The following is an 18,840-nucleotide window of genomic DNA, read 5'->3' on the forward strand; positions in this document are numbered from 1 at the left end:
AACTCGCCCCTCCGCTACCAATATTACAGTATTTTGGGAGACGGCGGGTTAGCCTTCGATCTCGAACGCGCTCGTCGCCATCGTTTGGCCGTTGACGATCAGGTCGACCGCGTGGCGGCCCGGATGGTGGCGCCGCGTGCTGAAATCGCGGATCGTCTGGCGGATCGCCAGCGCCGCGGTTTCGCCGGCGGCGAGGTCGAAGCTCTTCCATTTGAACACCTTCGCCGCGGTCTTGCTGCCGGCGCGGGCATAGTGAATGCGGTAGTCGACGACGAGTGACTGCGCGTCGGTCGCATCGGACGCGAGGGTGGCCGCGATGGCGACCTGGTCGCCGAGGCGGATGGTCGCGGGTTCGACGGCAAAGCGCTGTACGGTGACCGCGGCGCCATGGCCGACCCCGATCAGCGCCAGCGCGCGCGGGTCGCCCGCCTTGATCAGCGTGCGCAGCGCGTGGCGGACGATCCACTTTGTGGCGGCATCGGCCTGCGACCAGCCGCCGAGGCGATCGAGCAGCCAGTCCGGGCGGTCCTTGGCGATGTCGTTGAGATGGTTGGCGACCGATTTGCGCACATAGAGCGCGGGGTCGGCTTTCAGCGCTTCGAGAATCGGGGCGCCGAGCGTCGAATCGGCCTTCAACGCCGGAACGCGCGCCGCCCAGGGCAGGCGCGGGCGGCAGCCTTCGCTGGCGAGGCGGCGGACATGCTCGTCAGCGCTCGCCGTCCACCCGAGCATGACTGCGAGGGTGCGCGGCGCATCCTGGGCGAGAAAGGGCCGGATCGCGAATTCGGCGGTGCCATGGCGGGTGAGATCGGCGAGCGCCGTCATCGATGCCTCGAAATCGCCGAGGCCGTGGCGCGCGACATATTCGGTGACCGAGACCGCCTGGAAACCGTGGGTCAGGCGCGGCGCCATCGCGCGGACGATCGGCAGCGCGGCCGCATAGTCGGCGGGCAGGGCGATGGCGAGCGCGTCGGCGATATGGCGCACCCGTTCCATGATCGACAGCGCGTCGAGGCCGTCCGAGGCGGCGGCGAGAAACGCCTTGCGATCGAAGCGCGGCGAGGCGGCGACACCCGCATCGGCGATGGTCGCCAGCGCCGGGCGACCCAGAATATCCTTCAGCAGGGCGGGGGTGCTCGGCTCGCTCATTCTTTCGGCGCGGATTTTTTGCCGGCCAGCGCCGCGCTGGCCCATGTTTCGCCATCGACCGCGGCGTCATAGGCGGCGAGGTGCGCGGGATCGGCTTCCAGCCACGCGGTCAGCGCCTCCCAATCGCCGAAGGCGGGGTCGCCGACGCGGATCGCCCAGCGGCGGGCGATCTCGTTCAGCTCGGATGGATGCGTCGGCATTCCCCACTTCCCTGTTTCGACGGGATTTTACCCCATGACGAAGCCGGGTGACCTATTCCGCATCGAAGCGCGCCTTCAACTCCGCAATTGCCCGATAGGCCTTTTGCAGGTCCTTTTCGACCGAACTCAGGCTGATCCCCCATTCGGCGGCGATATCCGCCTGTCCGGCGCCGTCAAGCCGATAACGGCGGAAAATTCGCTCGGCCCGCGGGCCGAGCGCGGCGAGCGTGGCCTCGATCGCCGTCAGTTGCTCGCGCGCGATCAGCGCCCGCTCGCCCGCCGGCCGGTCGTGCGGCGCGTCGGACAGGCCGTGCCATTCGGACTGGCGCCGGTCGCGGCTGATCGCGGCGCGGCGCATGTCGCGCATCAGGTTTTCGGCGGCGCGAAACAAATAGGACAGCGGGTCGTCGACGGCGCGATCGGGCAGCACGGCGACCTTTTGCCACAGGTCGTGAAACAGATCCTCGGCCTCGTCCCCGGCGCCGCGCGCGGCGAGGAAGCGGACTAGCCGGGGCCGCTCGCCGAGCAGCACCCGCTGCAGATCGTTGGCGGTTTCGCCCGCTTCCATCGTCTAGCGCGCTTCGGCCGGTGCGCGGCGGCGCGCGAAGTCGGAGATATGCGGCGCGGCGGGCGCGACCGGGGCATCGGCGATCGCGGCGCGGGGCGCGGGGGCGCTGCCGAACCAGCCGAGCGGATCGGTCGGGCGGCCGTTCATCCGGACCTCGAAATGCAGGTGATTGCCGGTCGAGCGGCCGGTCGACCCCATCAGCGCGATCGCCTGTTCGCGCGATACCGCTTCGCCCGGCCGCACCAGGATCTGCGACAGATGCGCATAACGTGTCTTGAGACCGCCGCCATGGTCGATCTCGACCATCTGGCCGTAACCCCCGGCGCGGCCCGCGAAGGCGATCGTTCCCGGCGCCGCGGCAAGGATCGGCGTCCCGGCGCGACCGGGCATATCAAGGCCCCGGTGGGCGCGGTGGCTGCCGTCGATCGGATCGACGCGGGTGCCGAAACCCGAGGAGAGGCGGGGCAGACGGGCGGGGGCGGACGGTGCGCGCTGCTGTTGCGGCGGTGCGAGGACGGGCGCGGGCGGCGGCGCGGACCAGCCGGTCATGCGTTCGCGCACCGCGGTGCTGTCGCCCGACGGAAGCACCGCCTGTTCGGCTGCTGTCGCGCTTCCCGCGGCGCAAAGCAGCCACAAGGCGAGGGTTGGACGAAGAGCCGGGGGCACAGGCATTTCCTGTAATGACGGAACGACGCGTGCCTAGCCTTGGATCGGCCAGCAGAAATATTTTTGTGCTGAAATCCTTACGGAATGCACCGCCTTCCTTCGTCTTCGGCTGTGTCACCAGCCTTTGCACCGAAGGGAGACGGAAAATGAATTCCACCGAAAAACGCATGCTCGACATGCTCAAAAGGGGTCGCGACCACTATGGCGTGGTCGCGGTCAAGGCCGAGTTCGAAGCCGAGGGCACGCGCCCCGACGAACTGCTGCGCCTGCTCGAACTGACCTGGCGCGCCGACCTGAAATTCGCGCTCAAGATCGGCGGCTGCGAGGCGGTCACCGACCTCCACGCTTCGAAGCTCTACGGTGCCGACTACATCATCGCGCCGATGGTCGAGACGCCCTATGCGCTCTCGAAATTCGTCGATGCCGCCGCCAAGGTCTATGGCGCCGATCGCGGCGACACGCGCATGTTGTTCAACCTCGAAACCGAAACCACGCTCGGCAATCTCGACGCGATGCTGCCGCTGGCGAGCGAGATCGATGGGATCGTGTTCGGCCGCGTCGATTTCACCCTGTCGCGCGGGATGCCGCGCGGTGCGATCAACGAGCGCGCGATCACCGATGCGGTGCTGCGTGTGGCGCATGCCTGCACAGAGCGCGACCTTGAACTCGTCGTCGGCGGTTCGGTCGCGGTCGAGGCGGCGGCGGCGCTGCGCGAAGTCCGCGCGGTCCGGCTCGACCGCTTCGAGACGCGCAAGATCGTGTTCGACGGCGCGGCGGTCGAGAGCGCCAGCTTCGACGCCGGGGTCGCCAACGCCGTCGCGTTCGAACTCGCCTGGCTGCAGAACAAGCGCGACTATTACGGTGCGATCGCCGCCGAGGACCTGCCGCGCATCCGCATGATGGAAGAGCGCAGCGCGGTCGCCAAGCGCGCGCATCTCGCCAGCGTCGCTGCCTGAGTCCGATGCCGCTGCGCGACCAAGTCTCGACCCTGATGCGCGATGTCGCGGCGGACGTGGTGATGCCACGGTTCCGCCTGCTCGCACCCGAGGAGATCGACGAGAAAAGCCCCGGCGAGATCGTCACGATCGTCGATCGCGAAAGCGAACGGCGACTCCACGACGGTCTCGCAGCGCTCGGGCTTGGCGCGCGGATCGTCGGCGAGGAGGCGGCCGAGGCCGACGCGGACTTGCTGGAGGGCGTCGATCGGGGATTGCTCTGGTTGATCGACCCGCTCGACGGCACCGCCAATTTCGCCGAAGGGCGGTCGCCTTTCGGCATGATGGTGGCGCTGGTCGAGGATGGCGCGCCGCTGGCGGCGTGGATCCTCGACCCGCTCGCCGGGCGCCTGTGCCATGCCGAGCGCGGCAAGGGCGCGACCTGCGACGGCCAGCCGGTGCGGGCGCGGTCGGCGACGCGCAGGGTGCCGCGCGCGGCGCTCGGAACGCATTTCCTGCCGCCCGACCGCCGCGAGCGGGTGCATGCCGCCGCCGCGAACGGCCTCGACGTCCAGCCGGTGCCGCGCTGCGCCGCCGAAAGCTATCCGCGGCTGGTGCTGGGGCAGGACGATGTCGCGCTGTTCCAGCGCATCCTGCCGTGGGACCACGCCGCTGGCGCTCTGTTCCTGACCGAGGCGGGCGGCAAGGCGACGCATTGGGACGGGCGGCCGTATCGGGTCGGCGGAACGGGGCAGGGGATGCTCGCCGCGGCGACGCCCGACCTGTGGCAGGCCGCGGCCGACATATTGCTCGGCGCCGAAGCCGGGCTGGTGGACATGGAAGACATATCGCGATGACCCATGGGTGGAAGCGGCTGGCGACGGCGTCGCTGGCGCTATCGTTGTTCGGGCTGGCGCCCGCGTCGGCGCAGCTTGCGTCGCCGGTCGGCGCGCCAGGCGACAATGCCGCGAGCCGCGGCGCCGCCGAACAGGTCGCGGTGCCGGTGGTCGAACTGCCGCCGATCGCGCCCGCGGTGATCGAGGTCCCGGCGCCCGCGCCCGAGGCGCCCGACGAGGGCGGCCGCCGCCCGGTCATCAAGGCGCCGCCGGTCGCGAGCGAGTTCGAAACCTGGGTGTCTTCGGTCGCCGGCAAGCCGCTGCGCCGCTTCGGGTCGGACCTGTTGATCCCCGGCGCGCGCGATTTCACCGCGCCGTCGACCACCGCGATTCCGCCCGATTACCGGCTCAACCCCGGTGACGAATTGCTGATCGGCCTCACCGGATCGGTGCAGGCATCGGGCTTGCGCCTCGTCATCGACAGCGAGGGGCGCATCTTCGTGCCGCGCGTCGGCGCGGTCCGCGTCGGCGGGGTGCGTTATGGCGACGTCCATGGCGTGATCGAACGCGAGGTATCGCGCCAGTACCGCGGTTTCCACCTCGAGGTCGGGGTCGCGCGGCTGAAGGGCATCACCGTCTATGTCACCGGCTTTGCGGCGCGCCCGGGTTCCTATTCGGCGAGCAGCCTGTCGACCCTAGTCAACGTCGTGCTCGCCGCGGGCGGACCCGCGACGGGGGGCAGTTTCCGGTCAGTGCAGCTGCGCCGTGGCGGTCAGTTGGTCTCCGACTTCGATCTCTACGACCTGCTGCTCAAGGGCGACACGCGCGGCGACGCGGTGCTGCAGAATGGCGACGTCCTCTATATCGCGCCGGCGGGCGCCGAGGTCGCGGTGATCGGCAGCATCAACCGCGAGGCGATCTTCGAACTCGCGCCCGATGAGACGCTGACCGACGCGATCGTCTATGCCGGCGGCGTCAACACCGTTGCCGACGATGGGCGGCTGATGGTGCTCAATGCGCTCAACCCCGACGCGAGCGGCTGGCGCGAGCTGTCGGCGGCCGACGCCGCGAGCAGCAAAGCGCGGCGCGGCGATGTCATCCGCATCCTGTCGAACATCGGCATCGCGCGGCCGCTGCGCCAGCAGCCGGTGCTGGTGACGCTGAGCGGCGAGGTCGCACGGCCGGGTCATTATTATGTCCAGCCTGGTACCCGCATGGCCGATGTCGTCGCGCAGGCGGGCGGGCTGACCGGCGAGGCCTTCCCCTATGCCAGCGTCATCACGCGCGAGAGCGTCAAGCATCAGCAACGGCTGAGCTATGACCGCGCGATCAGCGACGTCGAATTGCTGCTCGCGGCGCAGCCGGTGACCTCGGTCAACCGCGCCCAGCTCGCGCAGCCCGGCAATATCGCGCTGATCAACAGCATCGTCGACCAGCTGAGGCGCCGCGAGCCCGACGGGCGGCTGGTGTTCGACTTGGCCGTAGACGCCGCGGCGCTGCCCGGCGATTTGATCCTCGAGAATAACGACGTCGTCCATGTCCCCGCGCGGCCGGTGACGGTCGGTGTGTTCGGGGCGGTGCCGAGCCCGGCGTCCTTCGCCTATCGCCAAGGCGCGACGGTCGAGGATTTCGTCAAATCCGCCGGGGGCGTGCAGAATATCGGCGACAAGGACGAGATTTTCGTCGTGCGCGCCAATGGCACGGTGCTGGCGGGCGGCAAGCGCGCGCTGCGCGCCGCGGCCTTGCCCGGCGACCTCGTCTATGTCCCGATCGACGCCAATCGCGGCGAGTTCTGGGCCCGGCTGCGCGACATCACCGGGACGCTGTTCAGCGGACTGGTCGGCGCGGCTTCGGTCGCGGCGATCACGAAATGAGCCGGTTGATCGCTTTCGCCGCCGACGCGCGGTGGCGCCGTCGCGGTTATTCGCTCGCCGCGCTGATCCTTGCGCTGCTGACGGTCTTTCCGCAGCCCTATGTCGCGCGGGCCAAGCTGCTGCCGCAGGACAGCAGCAGCATCGGGCTCGGTTCGACGCTCAACGCGCTCGGCGGGCAATTGCAGGGATTCGCCGCACTGTTCGGCGGCGCGAAGCAGCAGACCGACATGTATCTGGCGGTCAGCCGCAGCAGCGAAGTCGGCGATGCGGTGATCAAGCGGCTCAAGCTGGTCGGGCCGGACGGTTATGCCAGCGCGACCAGCGCGCATGTCGCGCTGGCGAAGAAGGTCGACATCCACACGCTGACCGGCGGCATTGTCGAGGTCGAGGTGCGCACCCGCGACGCCGAGGAGGCGGAGAAACTGACGCAGGCCTATGTCGCCGCGATCGGCGACCGCATCGTCGCGCTCGGCAAGGACCGCGTCGAGCGCAAGCGCGCGATCGTCATGCAGCGTTTCAAGGAAGCCGGCGACCGTGTCGTGGAAACCGAAACCGCGCTGAATGATTTCCGCCGCCGCAACCGGCTCGCCGAACCGCAGGCCGAACTCGGCGCGGCGCTGTCGCTGCGCGCGGGGCTCGAGGCGCGGCTGCAGGCGAAACAGGTCCAGCTGCAGACGCTGGAAAAGGTGCAGGGCCCCGAAAACCCCGAACTGCTGGCGGTCCAGACCGAAGTCGCGTCGCTGCGCGCCCAGATCGCGCGCTCGGCGCAGCCCGCGGCCGGCGCCGCCGGCCCGAACGTCGCCGGCCTCAGCGAAGTGTCGGGCGAATATCTGAACCTCTATCGCGACTATCGCTTCGCGCAGGCGCTGTATGAGGTTTATGCGCGCTCGTCCGAAGAGGTCGCGGTCGAAACGCTTGCGGGTGAGACCGCGGCGAGCGTGCAGGTGCTGGAGGCGCCGCGCCTCGATCCCGACCGCAAATATAATGTCGCGGCGGTCGCGCTGCTGGCGCTCGTCATCTTCGCGGCGCTGTTCACCGAAATCTATGCGCCCGCGACGGGGATCCGCCTGTTTGCGGCGCGCAAGGCGGACGGCGCGGCATGACCGCGGACGCCGCGCCCGAACTGTCGGTCGTCATTCCCTGCTATAACGAGGCGGCGAATGTCGCGGCGATCTGTGCCGCGGTGACCGCCGAGGCCGAGGCGCATGCGGCGAGTCACGAGATCATCCTGATCGACAATGGTTCGACCGACGGCACCCGCGCGATCATGCGCGCGATCTGCGCCGTCGATCCACGCGTGCGGGTGATCTTCAACAACCGCGATTACGGCCAGATGCGCTCGCCGACCTATGGCCTGTACCAGGCCGAGGGGCGGGCGGTGATCGGCATGTGCGCCGATTTCCAGGACCCGCCCGAGATGATCGGTCCGTTCGTCGCGCGGTGGCGCGCGGGCGCACAGGTGGTGCTGGGGCAGCGGCGGTCCGAACGCGCGTCACCGATGCTGCGCGCGGCGCGGCATATGGGCTATGGCTTCCTGCGCCGTTTCGGCGACTATCCGGTGATCCCGGGCGCGACCGGTTTCGGGCTGTTCGACCGCATTGTGATCGACACGCTGGCGGCGTGGAACGAACCCGAGCCCTTTTTCCGCGGCATGGTGGTCGAAAGCGGTTTCCGCCTGGAACTGGAACCGTTCGACCGGCCCGGCCGCGCGGCGGGCGAGAGCAAGAATGACTTCGTCGCCCTCGCGTCCTTCGCGCTGTCGGGGCTGGCGGGGTCGGCGAAATCGTTGCTGCGGTTGCCGTTGTTCCTCTCGGTCTACATCGCCGCATTGGCGCTGTGCCTGCTGGCCGCCGCGCCGGTCGCGCTGGCGCTCGATGGCCCGGTCTGGGCGCTGCTCGGCCTGGCGCTCGGCTTTGCGCTGTTCGCCATCCTGCTGCTCTTCCTGGGGCTGATCGGCGAGCAGGTGCGTATGCTCGCCGAACGCAGCCGCAACGTGCCGCTGGTGATCGAGGAGGAGCGGATCAACTTTCCCGCCGGTCGGTCGCGGCCCGCGGCCCGCACCCACATCCGCCGGCCATGACCGCGCCGCGCGTCCGCCTGCTGCCGCTGGTCCCGGAAGCCTTGCTCGCGCTCGCGGTGGTGGCGAGCAGCGCCTGGACGCTGCGCTTCTTCCTCGAGTTCGGCTATTTGCCCCAGCCCTTCGTGTTCGACACCAACGACACGTTCATGGACTGGTTCAACACCGCCTATTGGGCGAACAATCCCGGTATCTACAATGTGTGGCGGAGCATCTATCCGCCGCTGTCGTTCGTCTTTCTCGACGCGACGAGCCTGCCGGGCTGCTACCTGCACAACAGCTTTACCGCGCGCGATTGCGACTGGCTGGCACGCGGCACGATCTACATCTTCTATGCGATCGACGTGGTGTTGGCGTGGGTCTGTTTCCGCCGCCTCGACCGCCGCACCGCGCCGATGCGGACGGTCGCGATCGCGCTCGGCTTGCCGATGCTGTTCACGATCGAGCGCGGCAATCTGATCCTCGTCGCCTTCGCCTTCTTCATGATCGCGCACGGGCCGGTGACGTCGTCGAAGCCGTGGCGCTGGTTCGCCGCCGCGGTGACGATCAATTTCAAGCCCTATCTGGTGCTGCCGATGCTGGCGCATGCGGTGAAGCGCGACTGGCGGACGCTCGAAGTCGCGGGGATCGCGACGATCGCGCTCTATCTCGTCACCCTCGCGCTCGTCGGATCGGGGACGCCGATGGAGCTGGCGGCGAACACCGCCAACTGGGTCGTCTTCCAGGGCGGTCAGGTGTGGAACGAGGTCAATTATTCGACGAGCTACGCGCCGCTGTTGATGTTCCGCACCCTCGATATTCCGCTGCTGCAATTCGTGCCGTCGCGGCTGATCGAGACGATCGAATTTCTGGTGCCGATCGTCATCCGGTCGAGCCAGCTGGTCGCGCTCGCCGCGCTCACCGCAGCGTGGCTCCAGCCGAGGGCGCTGCCGACGCACCGCATCGCGGCTATCCTGCTCGGCGCCTATCTCGTGACCCAGTCCCCCGGCGGCTACACGCAATTGTTCCTGCTGTTTCTTGTGTTGATGGAGACATGGAAGGGCGCGGGGCCGATCGCCGCGATCGTCTGCGCCTATCTGCTCTGCCTCGTCGGCGACTGGCCGCTGGCGACGGTGCTCGACGTGACCAGTGCGAGTTGGCTCGGCGAGCGGACGGTGACCGCGAGCTTCGGGTTGACCGCGGGCCATTTCATCCGGCCGGGTCTGATCGTCATGATGCTGTGGGCGCTGTCGCTCGACAGCATCGCGCGCGTCGTGCGCGCGCATCGCAGCCAACGCCCTTCGCTGGGGCTGGTGGTCGCATGATCCTGACCGAAGACCTGACCGCGATCGACCGCCAGCTGGCGCCTTACTGGGCTGGGCTCAAGGGCGCGCGCATCTTCATGACCGGCGGCACCGGCTTCATAGGGCGCTGGATGCTCGAAGCGCTGGCCTTTTCGGATTGCGATGCCGAAGTGGTGATCCTCAGCCGCGATCCCGATGCCTTCGCGGCGCGCGCGCCGCATCTGGCCAGCCGATTCGAGTTCGTTGCCGGCGACGTGATGGATTTCGCCGCGCCGCCGGGCCGCTTCACCCATGTCATCCACGCCGCGACCGATGCGAGCGCGGCGCTCAACGCCAGTGACCCGCGCCGGATGTTCGACACCATCGTCACCGGTACGCGCCGCGTGCTCGATCTCGGGGTCGAACGGCAAGCGGGGCGGGTGCTGTTCCTGAGTTCGGGTGCGGTCTATGGCGCCCAGCCGTGGGAGGTCGGCCATGTCGCCGAGGATTGGCATGGCGGCCCCGACCCGCGCGATCCCAAATCATCCTATGGCGAGGGCAAGCGCGCCGCCGAACTGCTCTGCGCCATTTACGGCCAGCAGTTCGGGCTCGACGTCGTGACGTCGCGTATCTTCGCGTTGCTCGGTCCCTTGCTGTCGCTCGATATCCATTTCGCGGCGGGCAATTTCATCCGCGACGCGATGGCGGGGCGGGCGATCCGGATCGAAAGCGCGGGGACCGCCGTCCGCTCCTATCTCTACGCCGCCGATCTTACCGCCTGGCTATGGCTGATGCTGCTGCGCGCGCCGCGCGGCGCGACATGGAACATGGGGTCCGAAGAAGCGGTGTCGATCGCCGACCTCGCGCGGCGGACCGCCGCCGTCCTCGGCGGCCCGGGGGTCGAGGTGCTGGGACAAGCCGACGCCGGGTGGAACCCCGGCCGCTACGTCCCCTCGACCGCGGCGATCCGCAGCCGGCTCGGCGTCGCGCCGACCATCACCCTCGACGCGGCAATCCGCCGCACCGCAATTTTCAATGGATGGATAGAATGAGCCAGATCAAGCTCTCCGACTGGGTCGCCCAGACCCTCGCCGACCGCGGCATCGCCGACGTCTTCATGCTGACCGGCGGCGGCGCGATGCACCTCAACCATTCGCTCGGCACCCACCCCGCGCTGACGACGACCTTCACCCATCACGAACAGGCGCTGTCGATGGCGGCGGAGGCCTATTATCGGCTGACCAACCGGCTCGCGGTGGTCAATGTCACCTCGGGTCCCGGCGGCACCAATGCGATCACCGGCGTTTACGGCGCCTTCGTCGATTCGATCGGCATGCTGGTGATTTCGGGGCAGGTGAAGACCGAAACGACGGTGCGCCACACCGGGCTGCCGCTGCGCCAGTACGGCGACCAGGAACTCGATATCGAGGAGCTGGTGCGCCCGATCACCAAATATGCAGTGATGGTCACCGACCCGCGCTCGATCCGCTATCACTTGGAAAAATCGCTCTATCTCGCGACCAGCGGCCGGCCGGGGCCGGTGTGGCTCGACATCCCGCTCGACGTGCAGGCGGCGAAGATCGACCCCGACGATCTGCTGCCCGGCTTCGACCCCGCCGAACTCGACGAACCGTGGAAGCGCGGTGACCTCGACGCGGTGGCGGCGGAGATATTGGAGCGCATCGCCGGGGCCGAACGCCCCGTCGTGTTCGCGGGCAGCGGCGTCCGGCTGAGCGGCGCGCACGCGCAATTCCTGACGCTGATCGAACGGCTCGGCGTGCCGGTTGTCACCGGCTGGAACGCGCATGACGCGCTGTGGACCGACCACCCGCTCAATTGCGGCAAGCCCGGCACGGTCGGCGATCGCGGCGGCAATATGGTGACGCAGAGCGCCGACCTGCTGCTCGTGCTGGGAAGCCGGCTCAACATCCGGCAGGTCAGCTACAACTGGAAAAGCTTCGCGCGCGCGGCGTACAAGATCTGGGTCGATATCGACCCGGTCGAACTCGCCAAGCCGACCGTCGTCCCCGACATGCCGGTGACCGCCGACCTGGCCGAACTGATCCCCGCGCTGCTCGCGCAGCCTTATGCCGGGCCGACCGAGAGGCAGTGCGAATGGCTCGGCTGGGCGCGCGCGCGCGTCGCGAAATTCCCGACCGTGCTGCCCGAATATCGCGACCATGCGATGCTGGTGCATCCCTATGTCGCGATGGATGAATTGTTCGCTCAGCTTGGCGGCGACGACATCGTCGTCACCGGCAACGGCAGCGCCTGCGTCGTCGGATTCCAGGCGGCGCATCTGCATCCGGGGCAGCGGCTGTGGACCAATTCGGGCTGCGCGACGATGGGCTATGACCTGCCCGCCGCGATCGGTGTCTGCACCGCGACCAGGGGACAGCAGCGGGTGATCGCGATTGCCGGCGACGGCAGCATCATGATGAATCTGCAGGAGATGCAGACGATCGCCGGATACGGTCTGCCGGTGAAGGTGATCCTGATCAACAACAGCGGTTATGTCTCGATCTTCCAGACCCAGCGCAATTTCTTCAACGGGCAGGAAGTCGGCGGCGGGCCGAAGAGCCATGTGACCTTCCCTGATTTCTCGAAGGTCGCGGGCGCTTTCGGCTTTGCTTATGCGCGCGCCGAAAACCATGCCGAGCTGGCCGGCGCCATCGCCGCGACGCTCGCGGCCGATGGTCCCGCCTTCTGCGAGATCATGGTCGACGAGCATGTCGGCTTCGCCCCCAAGCTCGGCGCGAAGCAGCATCCCGACGGGCGCATCACCTCACCCGCGCTCGAGGATTTGTCGCCCTTCCTGCCGCGCGAAGTGCTGGAAGCGAATATGCGCATTGCGTTGATGGACGAGGAATGAGCCGCGTGGTGACCGCGCGCTTCCTCCGCCTCGGGAAGCCTTTGCGCTTCCTGATGGTCGGCGGCGTCAACACGGCGTTCGGTCTCGGCTTCTATCCGCTGCTGCTGTGGTCGGTGCCGCTGTTCGCGGTCCATTATATGATCGCGCTCGGGATCGCGCAGGCGGTGTGCCTGTGCTTTGCCTTCACGACCTACAAGCTTGCGGTCTTTCGCACGCGGGGCAATGTGCTGCGCGAATTCGGGACCTTCGCGAGCTTCTACCTCGCCAATTATGCCGCCAACTGGCTGGCGCTGCCGCTCCTTGTCGAAGTCGGCGGCGTACCGCCGATGATCGCGCAGACGGGCTTCACGCTTATTGTGATCGTCGGCAGTTGGTTTTGGCACAACCGCGTCACCTTCCGCGACAACGGCGCGCGATGACGATCGCCGCCCGCTGGCGTCCGTCAGTCGAAGCCCTGGCGTTATGGGCGATCCTGCTCGCGGCCCTTTTGCTGCGGCTCGACGGCGTCGACTTCGGGCTGCCGGCGCTCAACGACCCCGATGAGCCGCTGTTCATGATGACCGCGCTCGAAATGCTGCAGAGGCACAGCTTCGATCCGGGCTGGTTCGGCCATCCGGGAACGATCACCCTCTATTCGCTGGCGCTGGTCATCGCCGCGGTCGGCGGCATCGGCATCGCGACGGGACGTTTCGCCGACGCCGATGCGTTGGCGGCTGCGGTTTATGCCGATCCCGGTATCGTGTTCCTGCCCGCCCGGGTGATGATCGTGCTGTGCGGGGTGCTGTGCGTCTGGCTGACCTGGCGGCTCGGCAAGCGGCTCGGCGGCGCGCGCGTCGGCCTGGTCGCCGCGGCGATCCTCGCGGTCAACGCGGTGCATATCGAATATTCGCAGATCATCCGCACCGATATCCAGGCGAGCGTCTTCATGCTCCTCGGCGCGCTGGCGGCGGTCGGCATCGCCGAGCAAGGCCGGCGGCGCGACTATCTGTTCGCCGGCATCTGCGCGGGGCTGGCGTGCGCGACGAAATGGCCAGCGGCGGCGATATTGGTGACCGCGATCTGCGCCTGGGCTTATCGAGCGCCCGGTGAGCGCCATTGGAGCCGGCTGGCGATGGTGGTCGCAGCGGCGGTCATCACCTTATTCGCCGTGTCGCCCTATCTGCTGATCGATCATGCGACGGTGGTGGCCAATCTGTCGGGCGAAGCGCGGCCGTTGCACCCCGGCGCGACGGGTGGCGGCTTTTTCGCCAATCTCGGTTGGTATGTCGCGGGTCCCCTGCTGTCGTCGCTGGGCGTCGGCGGATTGCTGCTCGCCGCGGCCGGCCTCGTCTGGGGCGGCGGCAAAAGGCGCCTGTGGGTCTTCGTGATCCTGCCCTTCTGTCTGCTGTTCTTCGCGATGATCTGTTTCCAGTCGTTGCGTTGGGAACGCTGGGTCGTGCCGCTGCTGCCGTTCGCCGCGCTCGCCGCGGCGCGCGCCTTGTGTGCGCTCGCCGACTTGTTGCCGCGCCATCGGTTGCCCATGGCGGCGTTGCCCGTGGCGCTGCTCATCCTGCTGACGCCCATGGCCTGGGAGGCGCGGATCGAGGCGGCCGAGCGGCGGCACGACACGCGCCAGATCGCGTCGGCGTGGCTGCGCGATCACGCGCCGTCGGGGAGCAGCGTGCTGATCGAACATGCCGCGTTCGACCTGCTCGCCGCGCCGTTCGAACTGCGCACCGCGATGGGGTCGGCGGGATGTGTCGATGTCGGCGATCTGCTGTCGGGACAGATCCGCTATTCGAAGGTCGACCGCTTGCGCGGCGGCGGGGCGATCGTCGACGTCGGTCATGTCGACAGGACGAAGCTGGAATCATGCCGTGCCGATTTCGCGGTCGTCACCAATCACCTTCGCTATCGCGCCGATCCGGTCGGCTATCGCGAAGAACTGGCGCGTTACGACCGGCTGCTGGCGGGCGGCACGACCCGCCTGATCGTCAAGCCTCGGCGCGGCGAGCGGTCGGGTCCGGAAGTGCATATCGTCCAACTGGTTTCCGCGCGCTGACCGATCGCCGATGTTTTCGCGATAGATACAGGCCGCCCGAAATGCTCTAGTCTCGCGAGGAGCATTGGTTCGGGACGCGATATCATGGCCGGTGAGAAACCGAGATACAAAAGCTACAACAGCCCCGCCGGCGGCTGGGGCGCGGCGGCGGCGACCGCGAAGGTGCTGCTCGAACAGAGCGTGGTCGGCAAGGGTTCGCGCGCGCTGCTGTCGATGAACCAGCCGGGCGGTTTCAAATGCCCGAGCTGCGCCTTTCCCGACGCGAGTTGCACCAAGACGCTCGAATTCTGCGAAAATGGCGCCAAGGCGCTGGCGCATGAAGCGACGAAATTCCGCGTCACCCGCGAATTTTTTGCGCAGCACAAAGTCACCGACCTGATGGCGCAGTCGGACTATTGGCTCGAAATGCAGGGCCGGCTGACCGAACCGATGCGCTATGACGCCGCGACCGACCACTATGTGCCGGTGAGCTGGGACGATGCCTTCGCGTTGATCGGCACGCATTTGCGCGCGCTGGGCGACCCCAAGCAGGCGGAATTCTATACCTCGGGACGCACGGCGAACGAGACGGCCTTTCTCTATTCGATCTTTGTCCGCGAGTTTGGCACCAACAATTTCCCCGACTGTTCGAACATGTGCCACGAGCCGACGAGCCGCGGGCTGCCGCATTCGATCGGGGTGGGGAAGGGCACGGTGATCCTCGACGATTTCGAGCATGCCGAGGCGATTTTCCTGATCGGGCACAATGCCGGAACCAACGCGCCGCGGATGATGACCCCGCTGGTCGAGGCGCGCAAACGCGGGGTGCCGATCGTCGCGGTCAACCCGATGCCCGAACGCGCGCTGATCAAATTCACCGAGCCGCAGGACATCGTCCAGATGGCGACCTTCGGTTCGACCGAGATCAGCAGCGAATTCGTCCATATCGCGATCGGCGGCGACCTCGCGCTGCTCAAGGGCATGATGAAGGTGCTGTTCGAGCGCGAGGCGGCGGGCGAGGCCGTGCTCGATCACGCGTTCATCGCGGAACATACCGCAGGGTATGAGGCGCTGCACGACGACATCATGGCGCAGGACTGGGCCGAGATCGTCGCGGTGTCGGGGGTCGATGAGGCGCAGATCCGGCGCTGCGCCGAAATCTATATCCGCTCGTCGGCAACGATCATCTGTTACGGCATGGGGATCACCCAGCATCAGGAGGGTTCGCGCCTGGTGCAGCAGATCGCCAACCTGCTGATGCTCCGGGGCAATTACGGCAAGCCGGGCGCGGGCATCTCGCCGATCCGCGGCCATTCGAACGTCCAGGGTGATCGCACCGTCGGTATCGACGAGAAACCGACCCAGGCGTATCTCGACAAGGTGCGCGATGTGTTCGGGTTCGAACCGCCGCGCGCCGAGGGGCATCATAGTGTCGAATCGGTCGCGGCGATGCAGGCCGGAACCGCCAAGGTCTTCATCGGCATGGGCGGCAATTTTGTCCGCGCGGTCCCCGACACCGACCATGCCTATGCGGCGATGCGCAAGTTGAAGCTGACCGTCGGGATCGCGACCAAGCTCAACCGCGGGCATCTGGTGCATGGTCAGGATGCGCTGATCCTGCCGGTGGTCGCGCGCTCCGAACGCATCGAAACCGCGAAGGGCGAGCAGTTCGTGACGATCGAGGATTCGATGTCGAACGTCACCGCGTCGCGCGGGGTGCTCAAACCCGCGAGCGAGCATTTGCTGACCGAGACCGAGATCGTCTGCCGCATGGCGATGGCGACCTTGCCCGACAGCAAGGTCGATTGGGCACGCTATATCGACGATTATGACGCGATCCGCGACAAGATCGCCGCGGTCTATCCCGCCATCTACGACGGCTTTTCGGAGCGGATCAAAAACCCCGCCGGCTTCCACCTCGACATTCCACCGCGGCGCCGGGTGTGGGCGACGCCGAACGGCAAGGCGAATTTCCTGATCCTGCCGGGGCTGCACGCCAACGCCCCTGTCGCCGATCCGGCTATGCTGCGGCTCGCGACGGTGCGGTCACACGACCAGTTCAACACCACGGTGTACAGCTATAACGACCGCTATCGCGGCGTGTATGGCGACCGGATGGTACTTTTCGTCAACGCCGAGGATCGCGCCGATCGCGGGTTCGAACAGGGCGCGCGGGTGGCGCTGGAGACGATCAGCGACGATGGCGTCGCGCGGCGCGTCGAGGGGCTGACCCTGCTCGACTATCCGATGTCGCGCGGCGCGGTCGCGGGCTATTATCCCGAACTCAACCCGCTGTTGCCGCTCGCTTTCTATGACAAGATCAGCGGCTGCCCGGCGGCGAAATCGATCCCGGTGCGGATCGTGGCGGCGGCGGATTAGGTCGCCGATGGCGCGCCCAAGCTCCTTCGCGCCGGGCCGGCATATCGCGCCGATGCGCTTTCTGGTCTTCGCGGCGGTGCTCGTGGTCGCGACCGGCGGCGCGAGCGCCCTCGGTCTCGATCCGCGTAGCGCCGCGCTGGTCGGTTTCGACGTCGCGGCGGTCGTTTTTCTGGCCTCGATCCTCCCGCTGCTGTCGGCGGACCCCGACTCGATGCGCCGGCACGCGCAGGACAACGACGCCAATCGCGCCGGGCTGCTCGCGATTTCGGCGCTGCTGTCGCTGGTGATCCTGTTCACCGTCGGCGGGCTGATCGCCGGCCCCGGTGATCTTGGCCGCGGCGACGTCATCCTGATTATCGCGACGCTGGTACTCGCGTGGCTGTTCGCGAACATGGTGTTCACGCTCCACTATGCGCATCTCTTCTATCTGCGCGTGAAGGGGCACGACCGGGGCGGGCTGGAAGTGCCGGGGACGCACGAGCCCGATTATTGGGATTTCCTCTATTTCGCCTTCACGCTGGGCATGACGTTCCAGACCTCGGACGTCAGCGTCACCGGCGCGCATATGCGCCGCGTCGTGCTCGGCCATTGCATGGCGGCGTTTTTGTTCAACATGGGGATATTGGCTTTCACCGTGAACGCGCTCGGGGGCTTATAGGCTTGTCTCGCGGTCGAGGTCGGCGACACTGTTGATGTTCGGCGGGACAAAATCGCTGGCGACGGCGCGCGCGCCGATGCTGTTGCCGAAGCGGCGGACCGAGCGGTCGTCGCCCCCGATCAGCTGTTTTTCGAACGCGCCGCGTGCCGACACCGGCCAGAGGGAGATCACCGGCTGGCTCGCGAGATAGGCGGGTGCAGGGGTGAGCAACGCGCGCAGGTCGGCGGGCAGGCGGACGCAATCGACCGAGATGCAGAGCAATTGGTCGAAGCCGGCGGCCTCGGCATGGCGCAGCGCCCCCGCGATGCCGCCCATCGGCCCGAGGTCGGGCGCCGGCCAGTCGGCGATCATCGGCTGACCCTCGATCGCGCGACCGACGACCACGACGGCATCGACATGCGGGCGCAGCGCCGCGAGCGCATGGTCGAGCAGGCTTTGCCCGGCGAGCAACGCGGCTGCCTTGTCCGACCCGAAGCGCGACGAGCGCCCGCCCGCGAGCACCGCGCCGAGCGTCTTCATCGGATCATCCCGTGCGGGTCGCCGACGATCAGCGCCGAATCCGCGCGCGCCAGCGTGACGAGCGTCAGTCCCGCCGCGACCGCGCGCTCGGCGGCAAGGCTGGTCGCCGCCGAGATGGTGACGAGCATCGGGCAACCGGCACGCACCGTCTTTTCGACAAGTTCATAGCTGCAGCGGGCCGACAGCAGGATGAAACCGCTGCCCGCATCGATGCCGTCCCGCGCCAGCGCGCCGATCAATTTGTCGAGCGCATTGTGCCGCCCGACATCCTCGCGGACGCGGAGGATATCGCCGTTGGGGGCGCAAAAGGCGGCGGCATGCGCGGCGCCCGTCGCGCGGCCGAGCGGCTGATGGTCGGGCAAGGCCGCGAGCGCCGCCGCGATGGCGGCGCGGTCGGTCGCGATCCGCGCCGCCATCGTGGGCAGCGGGCGCAGCACCTGTTCGATATTCTCCATCCCGCACAGCCCGCAGCTGCTTTCGCTCACCCGCTTGCGCGCGCGTTCGAGCGCCTTTTCGGTCCGTTCGGGCGGCAGCCAGATACGCAGGGCTACGCCGCCCTCGACAGGATGCACGTCGATGCTCCGGATTTGCGCGGCGGTTTCGACCAATGCTTCGCCGAGCGCGAAGCCGATCGCATAATCCTCCAGGTCCGACGGCGTCGCCATCATCACGGCATAGCCGATGCCGCAAACCTCGACCGACACCGGCGCCTCGATCGGCAGGTCGCGCAGTGTCGCGGCGTCGTCGGTTCCGGCGAAATCGAGCCGGCGCATCGCCAGGGAAAGGGTCTGCAGCTGCGTCATGCGTCCGCAATAGGATGTTGCA

Annotated in this window: 18 protein-coding genes; 12 read left to right on the forward strand and 6 right to left on the reverse strand. The window is 67.8% G+C overall.

The annotated features are described in order from the left end of the window. Positions 1-48 precede the first annotated feature (48 nt). The 4 genes from ASD67_RS15710 to ASD67_RS15725 are packed head-to-tail and all read right to left on the reverse strand — an operon-like array spanning position 49 to position 2,583. On the reverse strand, positions 49-1,149 hold the full coding sequence (locus ASD67_RS15710; protein ID WP_056349238.1) for a DNA alkylation repair protein: 1,101 nt from the start codon (positions 1,147-1,149) through the stop codon (positions 49-51). After that, positions 1,146-1,349 carry a hypothetical protein gene (locus ASD67_RS15715; protein WP_056349241.1) on the reverse strand — a complete coding sequence of 68 codons (204 nt, stop codon included), beginning with the start codon at positions 1,347-1,349 and terminating at the stop codon, positions 1,146-1,148. Before ASD67_RS15715 ends, ASD67_RS15710 begins: the two co-directional genes overlap by 4 nt. 52 nt (positions 1,350-1,401) lie before the next feature. Continuing rightward, positions 1,402-1,917 carry a sigma-70 family RNA polymerase sigma factor gene (locus ASD67_RS15720; protein ID WP_056349243.1) on the reverse strand — a complete coding sequence of 172 codons (516 nt, stop codon included), beginning with the start codon at positions 1,915-1,917 and terminating at the stop codon, positions 1,402-1,404. A 3-nt stretch (positions 1,918-1,920) separates the two neighbouring features. Beyond that, positions 1,921-2,583 carry a M23 family metallopeptidase gene (locus tag ASD67_RS15725; protein ID WP_235535700.1) on the reverse strand — a complete coding sequence of 221 codons (663 nt, stop codon included), beginning with the start codon at positions 2,581-2,583 and terminating at the stop codon, positions 1,921-1,923. A 146-nt stretch (positions 2,584-2,729) separates the two neighbouring features. Between ASD67_RS15725 and ASD67_RS15730 the strand changes: the two genes are divergently transcribed. The 12 genes from ASD67_RS15730 (at position 2,730) to ASD67_RS15785 (ending at position 17,496) form a co-directional block, all read left to right on the forward strand. Beyond that, positions 2,730-3,539, forward strand: a complete 810-nt coding sequence (locus tag ASD67_RS15730; RefSeq protein ID WP_235535701.1) for an aldolase/citrate lyase family protein — start codon at positions 2,730-2,732, stop codon at positions 3,537-3,539. Positions 3,540-3,544: 5 nt separating this feature from the next. After that, positions 3,545-4,375: an inositol monophosphatase family protein gene (locus ASD67_RS15735; protein ID WP_056349249.1), complete on the forward strand. Its 831-nt coding sequence runs from the start codon at positions 3,545-3,547 to the stop codon at positions 4,373-4,375. Then, positions 4,372-6,228, forward strand: coding sequence for an SLBB domain-containing protein (locus tag ASD67_RS15740; RefSeq protein ID WP_056349252.1), 1,857 nt, complete (start codon positions 4,372-4,374; stop codon positions 6,226-6,228). The genes ASD67_RS15735 and ASD67_RS15740 overlap by 4 nt, the downstream gene beginning before the upstream one ends. Continuing rightward, complete coding sequence (locus tag ASD67_RS15745; RefSeq protein WP_056349257.1) at positions 6,225-7,331, forward strand: hypothetical protein; 1,107 nt, start codon at positions 6,225-6,227, stop codon at positions 7,329-7,331. Before ASD67_RS15740 ends, ASD67_RS15745 begins: the two co-directional genes overlap by 4 nt. Continuing rightward, positions 7,328-8,308 carry a glycosyltransferase family 2 protein gene (locus ASD67_RS15750; RefSeq protein ID WP_056349260.1) on the forward strand — a complete coding sequence of 327 codons (981 nt, stop codon included), beginning with the start codon at positions 7,328-7,330 and terminating at the stop codon, positions 8,306-8,308. The genes ASD67_RS15745 and ASD67_RS15750 overlap by 4 nt, the downstream gene beginning before the upstream one ends. Next, a complete protein-coding gene (locus ASD67_RS15755) occupies positions 8,305-9,609 on the forward strand; it encodes a DUF2029 domain-containing protein (protein ID WP_056349263.1) in 1,305 nt (434 codons plus the stop codon). Before ASD67_RS15750 ends, ASD67_RS15755 begins: the two co-directional genes overlap by 4 nt. After that, entirely contained in the window at positions 9,606-10,619 is a 1,014-nt protein-coding gene (locus tag ASD67_RS15760) for an NAD-dependent epimerase/dehydratase family protein (RefSeq protein WP_056349265.1), read from the forward strand. The genes ASD67_RS15755 and ASD67_RS15760 overlap by 4 nt, the downstream gene beginning before the upstream one ends. Then, positions 10,616-12,439 carry a thiamine pyrophosphate-binding protein gene (locus tag ASD67_RS15765; protein WP_235535702.1) on the forward strand — a complete coding sequence of 608 codons (1,824 nt, stop codon included), beginning with the start codon at positions 10,616-10,618 and terminating at the stop codon, positions 12,437-12,439. The genes ASD67_RS15760 and ASD67_RS15765 overlap by 4 nt, the downstream gene beginning before the upstream one ends. Next, positions 12,436-12,858: a GtrA family protein gene (locus ASD67_RS15770; protein WP_056349273.1), complete on the forward strand. Its 423-nt coding sequence runs from the start codon at positions 12,436-12,438 to the stop codon at positions 12,856-12,858. The genes ASD67_RS15765 and ASD67_RS15770 overlap by 4 nt, the downstream gene beginning before the upstream one ends. Next, entirely contained in the window at positions 12,855-14,480 is a 1,626-nt protein-coding gene (locus ASD67_RS15775) for an ArnT family glycosyltransferase (RefSeq protein WP_056349276.1), read from the forward strand. The genes ASD67_RS15770 and ASD67_RS15775 overlap by 4 nt, the downstream gene beginning before the upstream one ends. Before the next feature lie 84 nt (positions 14,481-14,564). Beyond that, positions 14,565-16,838: an FdhF/YdeP family oxidoreductase gene (locus ASD67_RS15780; protein ID WP_056349279.1), complete on the forward strand. Its 2,274-nt coding sequence runs from the start codon at positions 14,565-14,567 to the stop codon at positions 16,836-16,838. A 7-nt stretch (positions 16,839-16,845) separates the two neighbouring features. Next, positions 16,846-17,496, forward strand: a complete 651-nt coding sequence (locus ASD67_RS15785; RefSeq protein WP_056349280.1) for a DUF1345 domain-containing protein — start codon at positions 16,846-16,848, stop codon at positions 17,494-17,496. Here ASD67_RS15785 and ASD67_RS15790 read toward each other — a convergent pair. Both ASD67_RS15790 and fdhD read right to left on the reverse strand, forming a co-directional pair. Next, a complete protein-coding gene (locus ASD67_RS15790; protein ID WP_056349285.1) occupies positions 17,491-18,015 on the reverse strand; it encodes a molybdenum cofactor guanylyltransferase in 525 nt (174 codons plus the stop codon). The genes ASD67_RS15785 and ASD67_RS15790 overlap by 6 nt on opposite strands. Next, positions 18,012-18,818 (reverse strand): formate dehydrogenase accessory sulfurtransferase FdhD, encoded by an 807-nt coding sequence (fdhD, locus tag ASD67_RS15795; protein ID WP_056349289.1) that lies wholly within the window; start codon positions 18,816-18,818, stop codon positions 18,012-18,014. The genes ASD67_RS15790 and fdhD overlap by 4 nt, the downstream gene beginning before the upstream one ends. Positions 18,819-18,840 lie beyond the last annotated feature (22 nt).

The sequence above is a fragment of the Sphingopyxis sp. Root1497 genome (assembly GCF_001427085.1).
GTDB lineage: Bacteria > Pseudomonadota > Alphaproteobacteria > Sphingomonadales > Sphingomonadaceae > Sphingopyxis.

Excerpts from the sequence above, each read along its gene's own strand:
- ASD67_RS15710 (WP_056349238.1), bottom strand. The coding sequence starts at position 1,149 with ATGAGCGAGCCGAGCACCCCCGCCCTGCTGAAGGATATTCTGGGTCGC.
- ASD67_RS15715 (WP_056349241.1), bottom strand. The coding sequence starts at position 1,349 with ATGCCGACGCATCCATCCGAGCTGAACGAGATCGCCCGCCGCTGGGCG.
- ASD67_RS15720 (WP_056349243.1), bottom strand. The coding sequence starts at position 1,917 with ATGGAAGCGGGCGAAACCGCCAACGATCTGCAGCGGGTGCTGCTCGGC.
- ASD67_RS15730 (WP_235535701.1), top strand. The coding sequence starts at position 2,730 with ATGAATTCCACCGAAAAACGCATGCTCGACATGCTCAAAAGGGGTCGC.
- ASD67_RS15735 (WP_056349249.1), top strand. The coding sequence starts at position 3,545 with ATGCCGCTGCGCGACCAAGTCTCGACCCTGATGCGCGATGTCGCGGCG.
- ASD67_RS15740 (WP_056349252.1), top strand. The coding sequence starts at position 4,372 with ATGACCCATGGGTGGAAGCGGCTGGCGACGGCGTCGCTGGCGCTATCG.
- ASD67_RS15745 (WP_056349257.1), top strand. The coding sequence starts at position 6,225 with ATGAGCCGGTTGATCGCTTTCGCCGCCGACGCGCGGTGGCGCCGTCGC.
- ASD67_RS15750 (WP_056349260.1), top strand. The coding sequence starts at position 7,328 with ATGACCGCGGACGCCGCGCCCGAACTGTCGGTCGTCATTCCCTGCTAT.
- ASD67_RS15755 (WP_056349263.1), top strand. The coding sequence starts at position 8,305 with ATGACCGCGCCGCGCGTCCGCCTGCTGCCGCTGGTCCCGGAAGCCTTG.
- ASD67_RS15760 (WP_056349265.1), top strand. The coding sequence starts at position 9,606 with ATGATCCTGACCGAAGACCTGACCGCGATCGACCGCCAGCTGGCGCCT.
- ASD67_RS15765 (WP_235535702.1), top strand. The coding sequence starts at position 10,616 with ATGAGCCAGATCAAGCTCTCCGACTGGGTCGCCCAGACCCTCGCCGAC.
- ASD67_RS15770 (WP_056349273.1), top strand. The coding sequence starts at position 12,436 with ATGAGCCGCGTGGTGACCGCGCGCTTCCTCCGCCTCGGGAAGCCTTTG.
- ASD67_RS15775 (WP_056349276.1), top strand. The coding sequence starts at position 12,855 with ATGACGATCGCCGCCCGCTGGCGTCCGTCAGTCGAAGCCCTGGCGTTA.
- ASD67_RS15780 (WP_056349279.1), top strand. The coding sequence starts at position 14,565 with ATGGCCGGTGAGAAACCGAGATACAAAAGCTACAACAGCCCCGCCGGC.
- ASD67_RS15785 (WP_056349280.1), top strand. The coding sequence starts at position 16,846 with ATGGCGCGCCCAAGCTCCTTCGCGCCGGGCCGGCATATCGCGCCGATG.
- ASD67_RS15790 (WP_056349285.1), bottom strand. The coding sequence starts at position 18,015 with ATGAAGACGCTCGGCGCGGTGCTCGCGGGCGGGCGCTCGTCGCGCTTC.
- fdhD (WP_056349289.1), bottom strand. The coding sequence starts at position 18,818 with ATGACGCAGCTGCAGACCCTTTCCCTGGCGATGCGCCGGCTCGATTTC.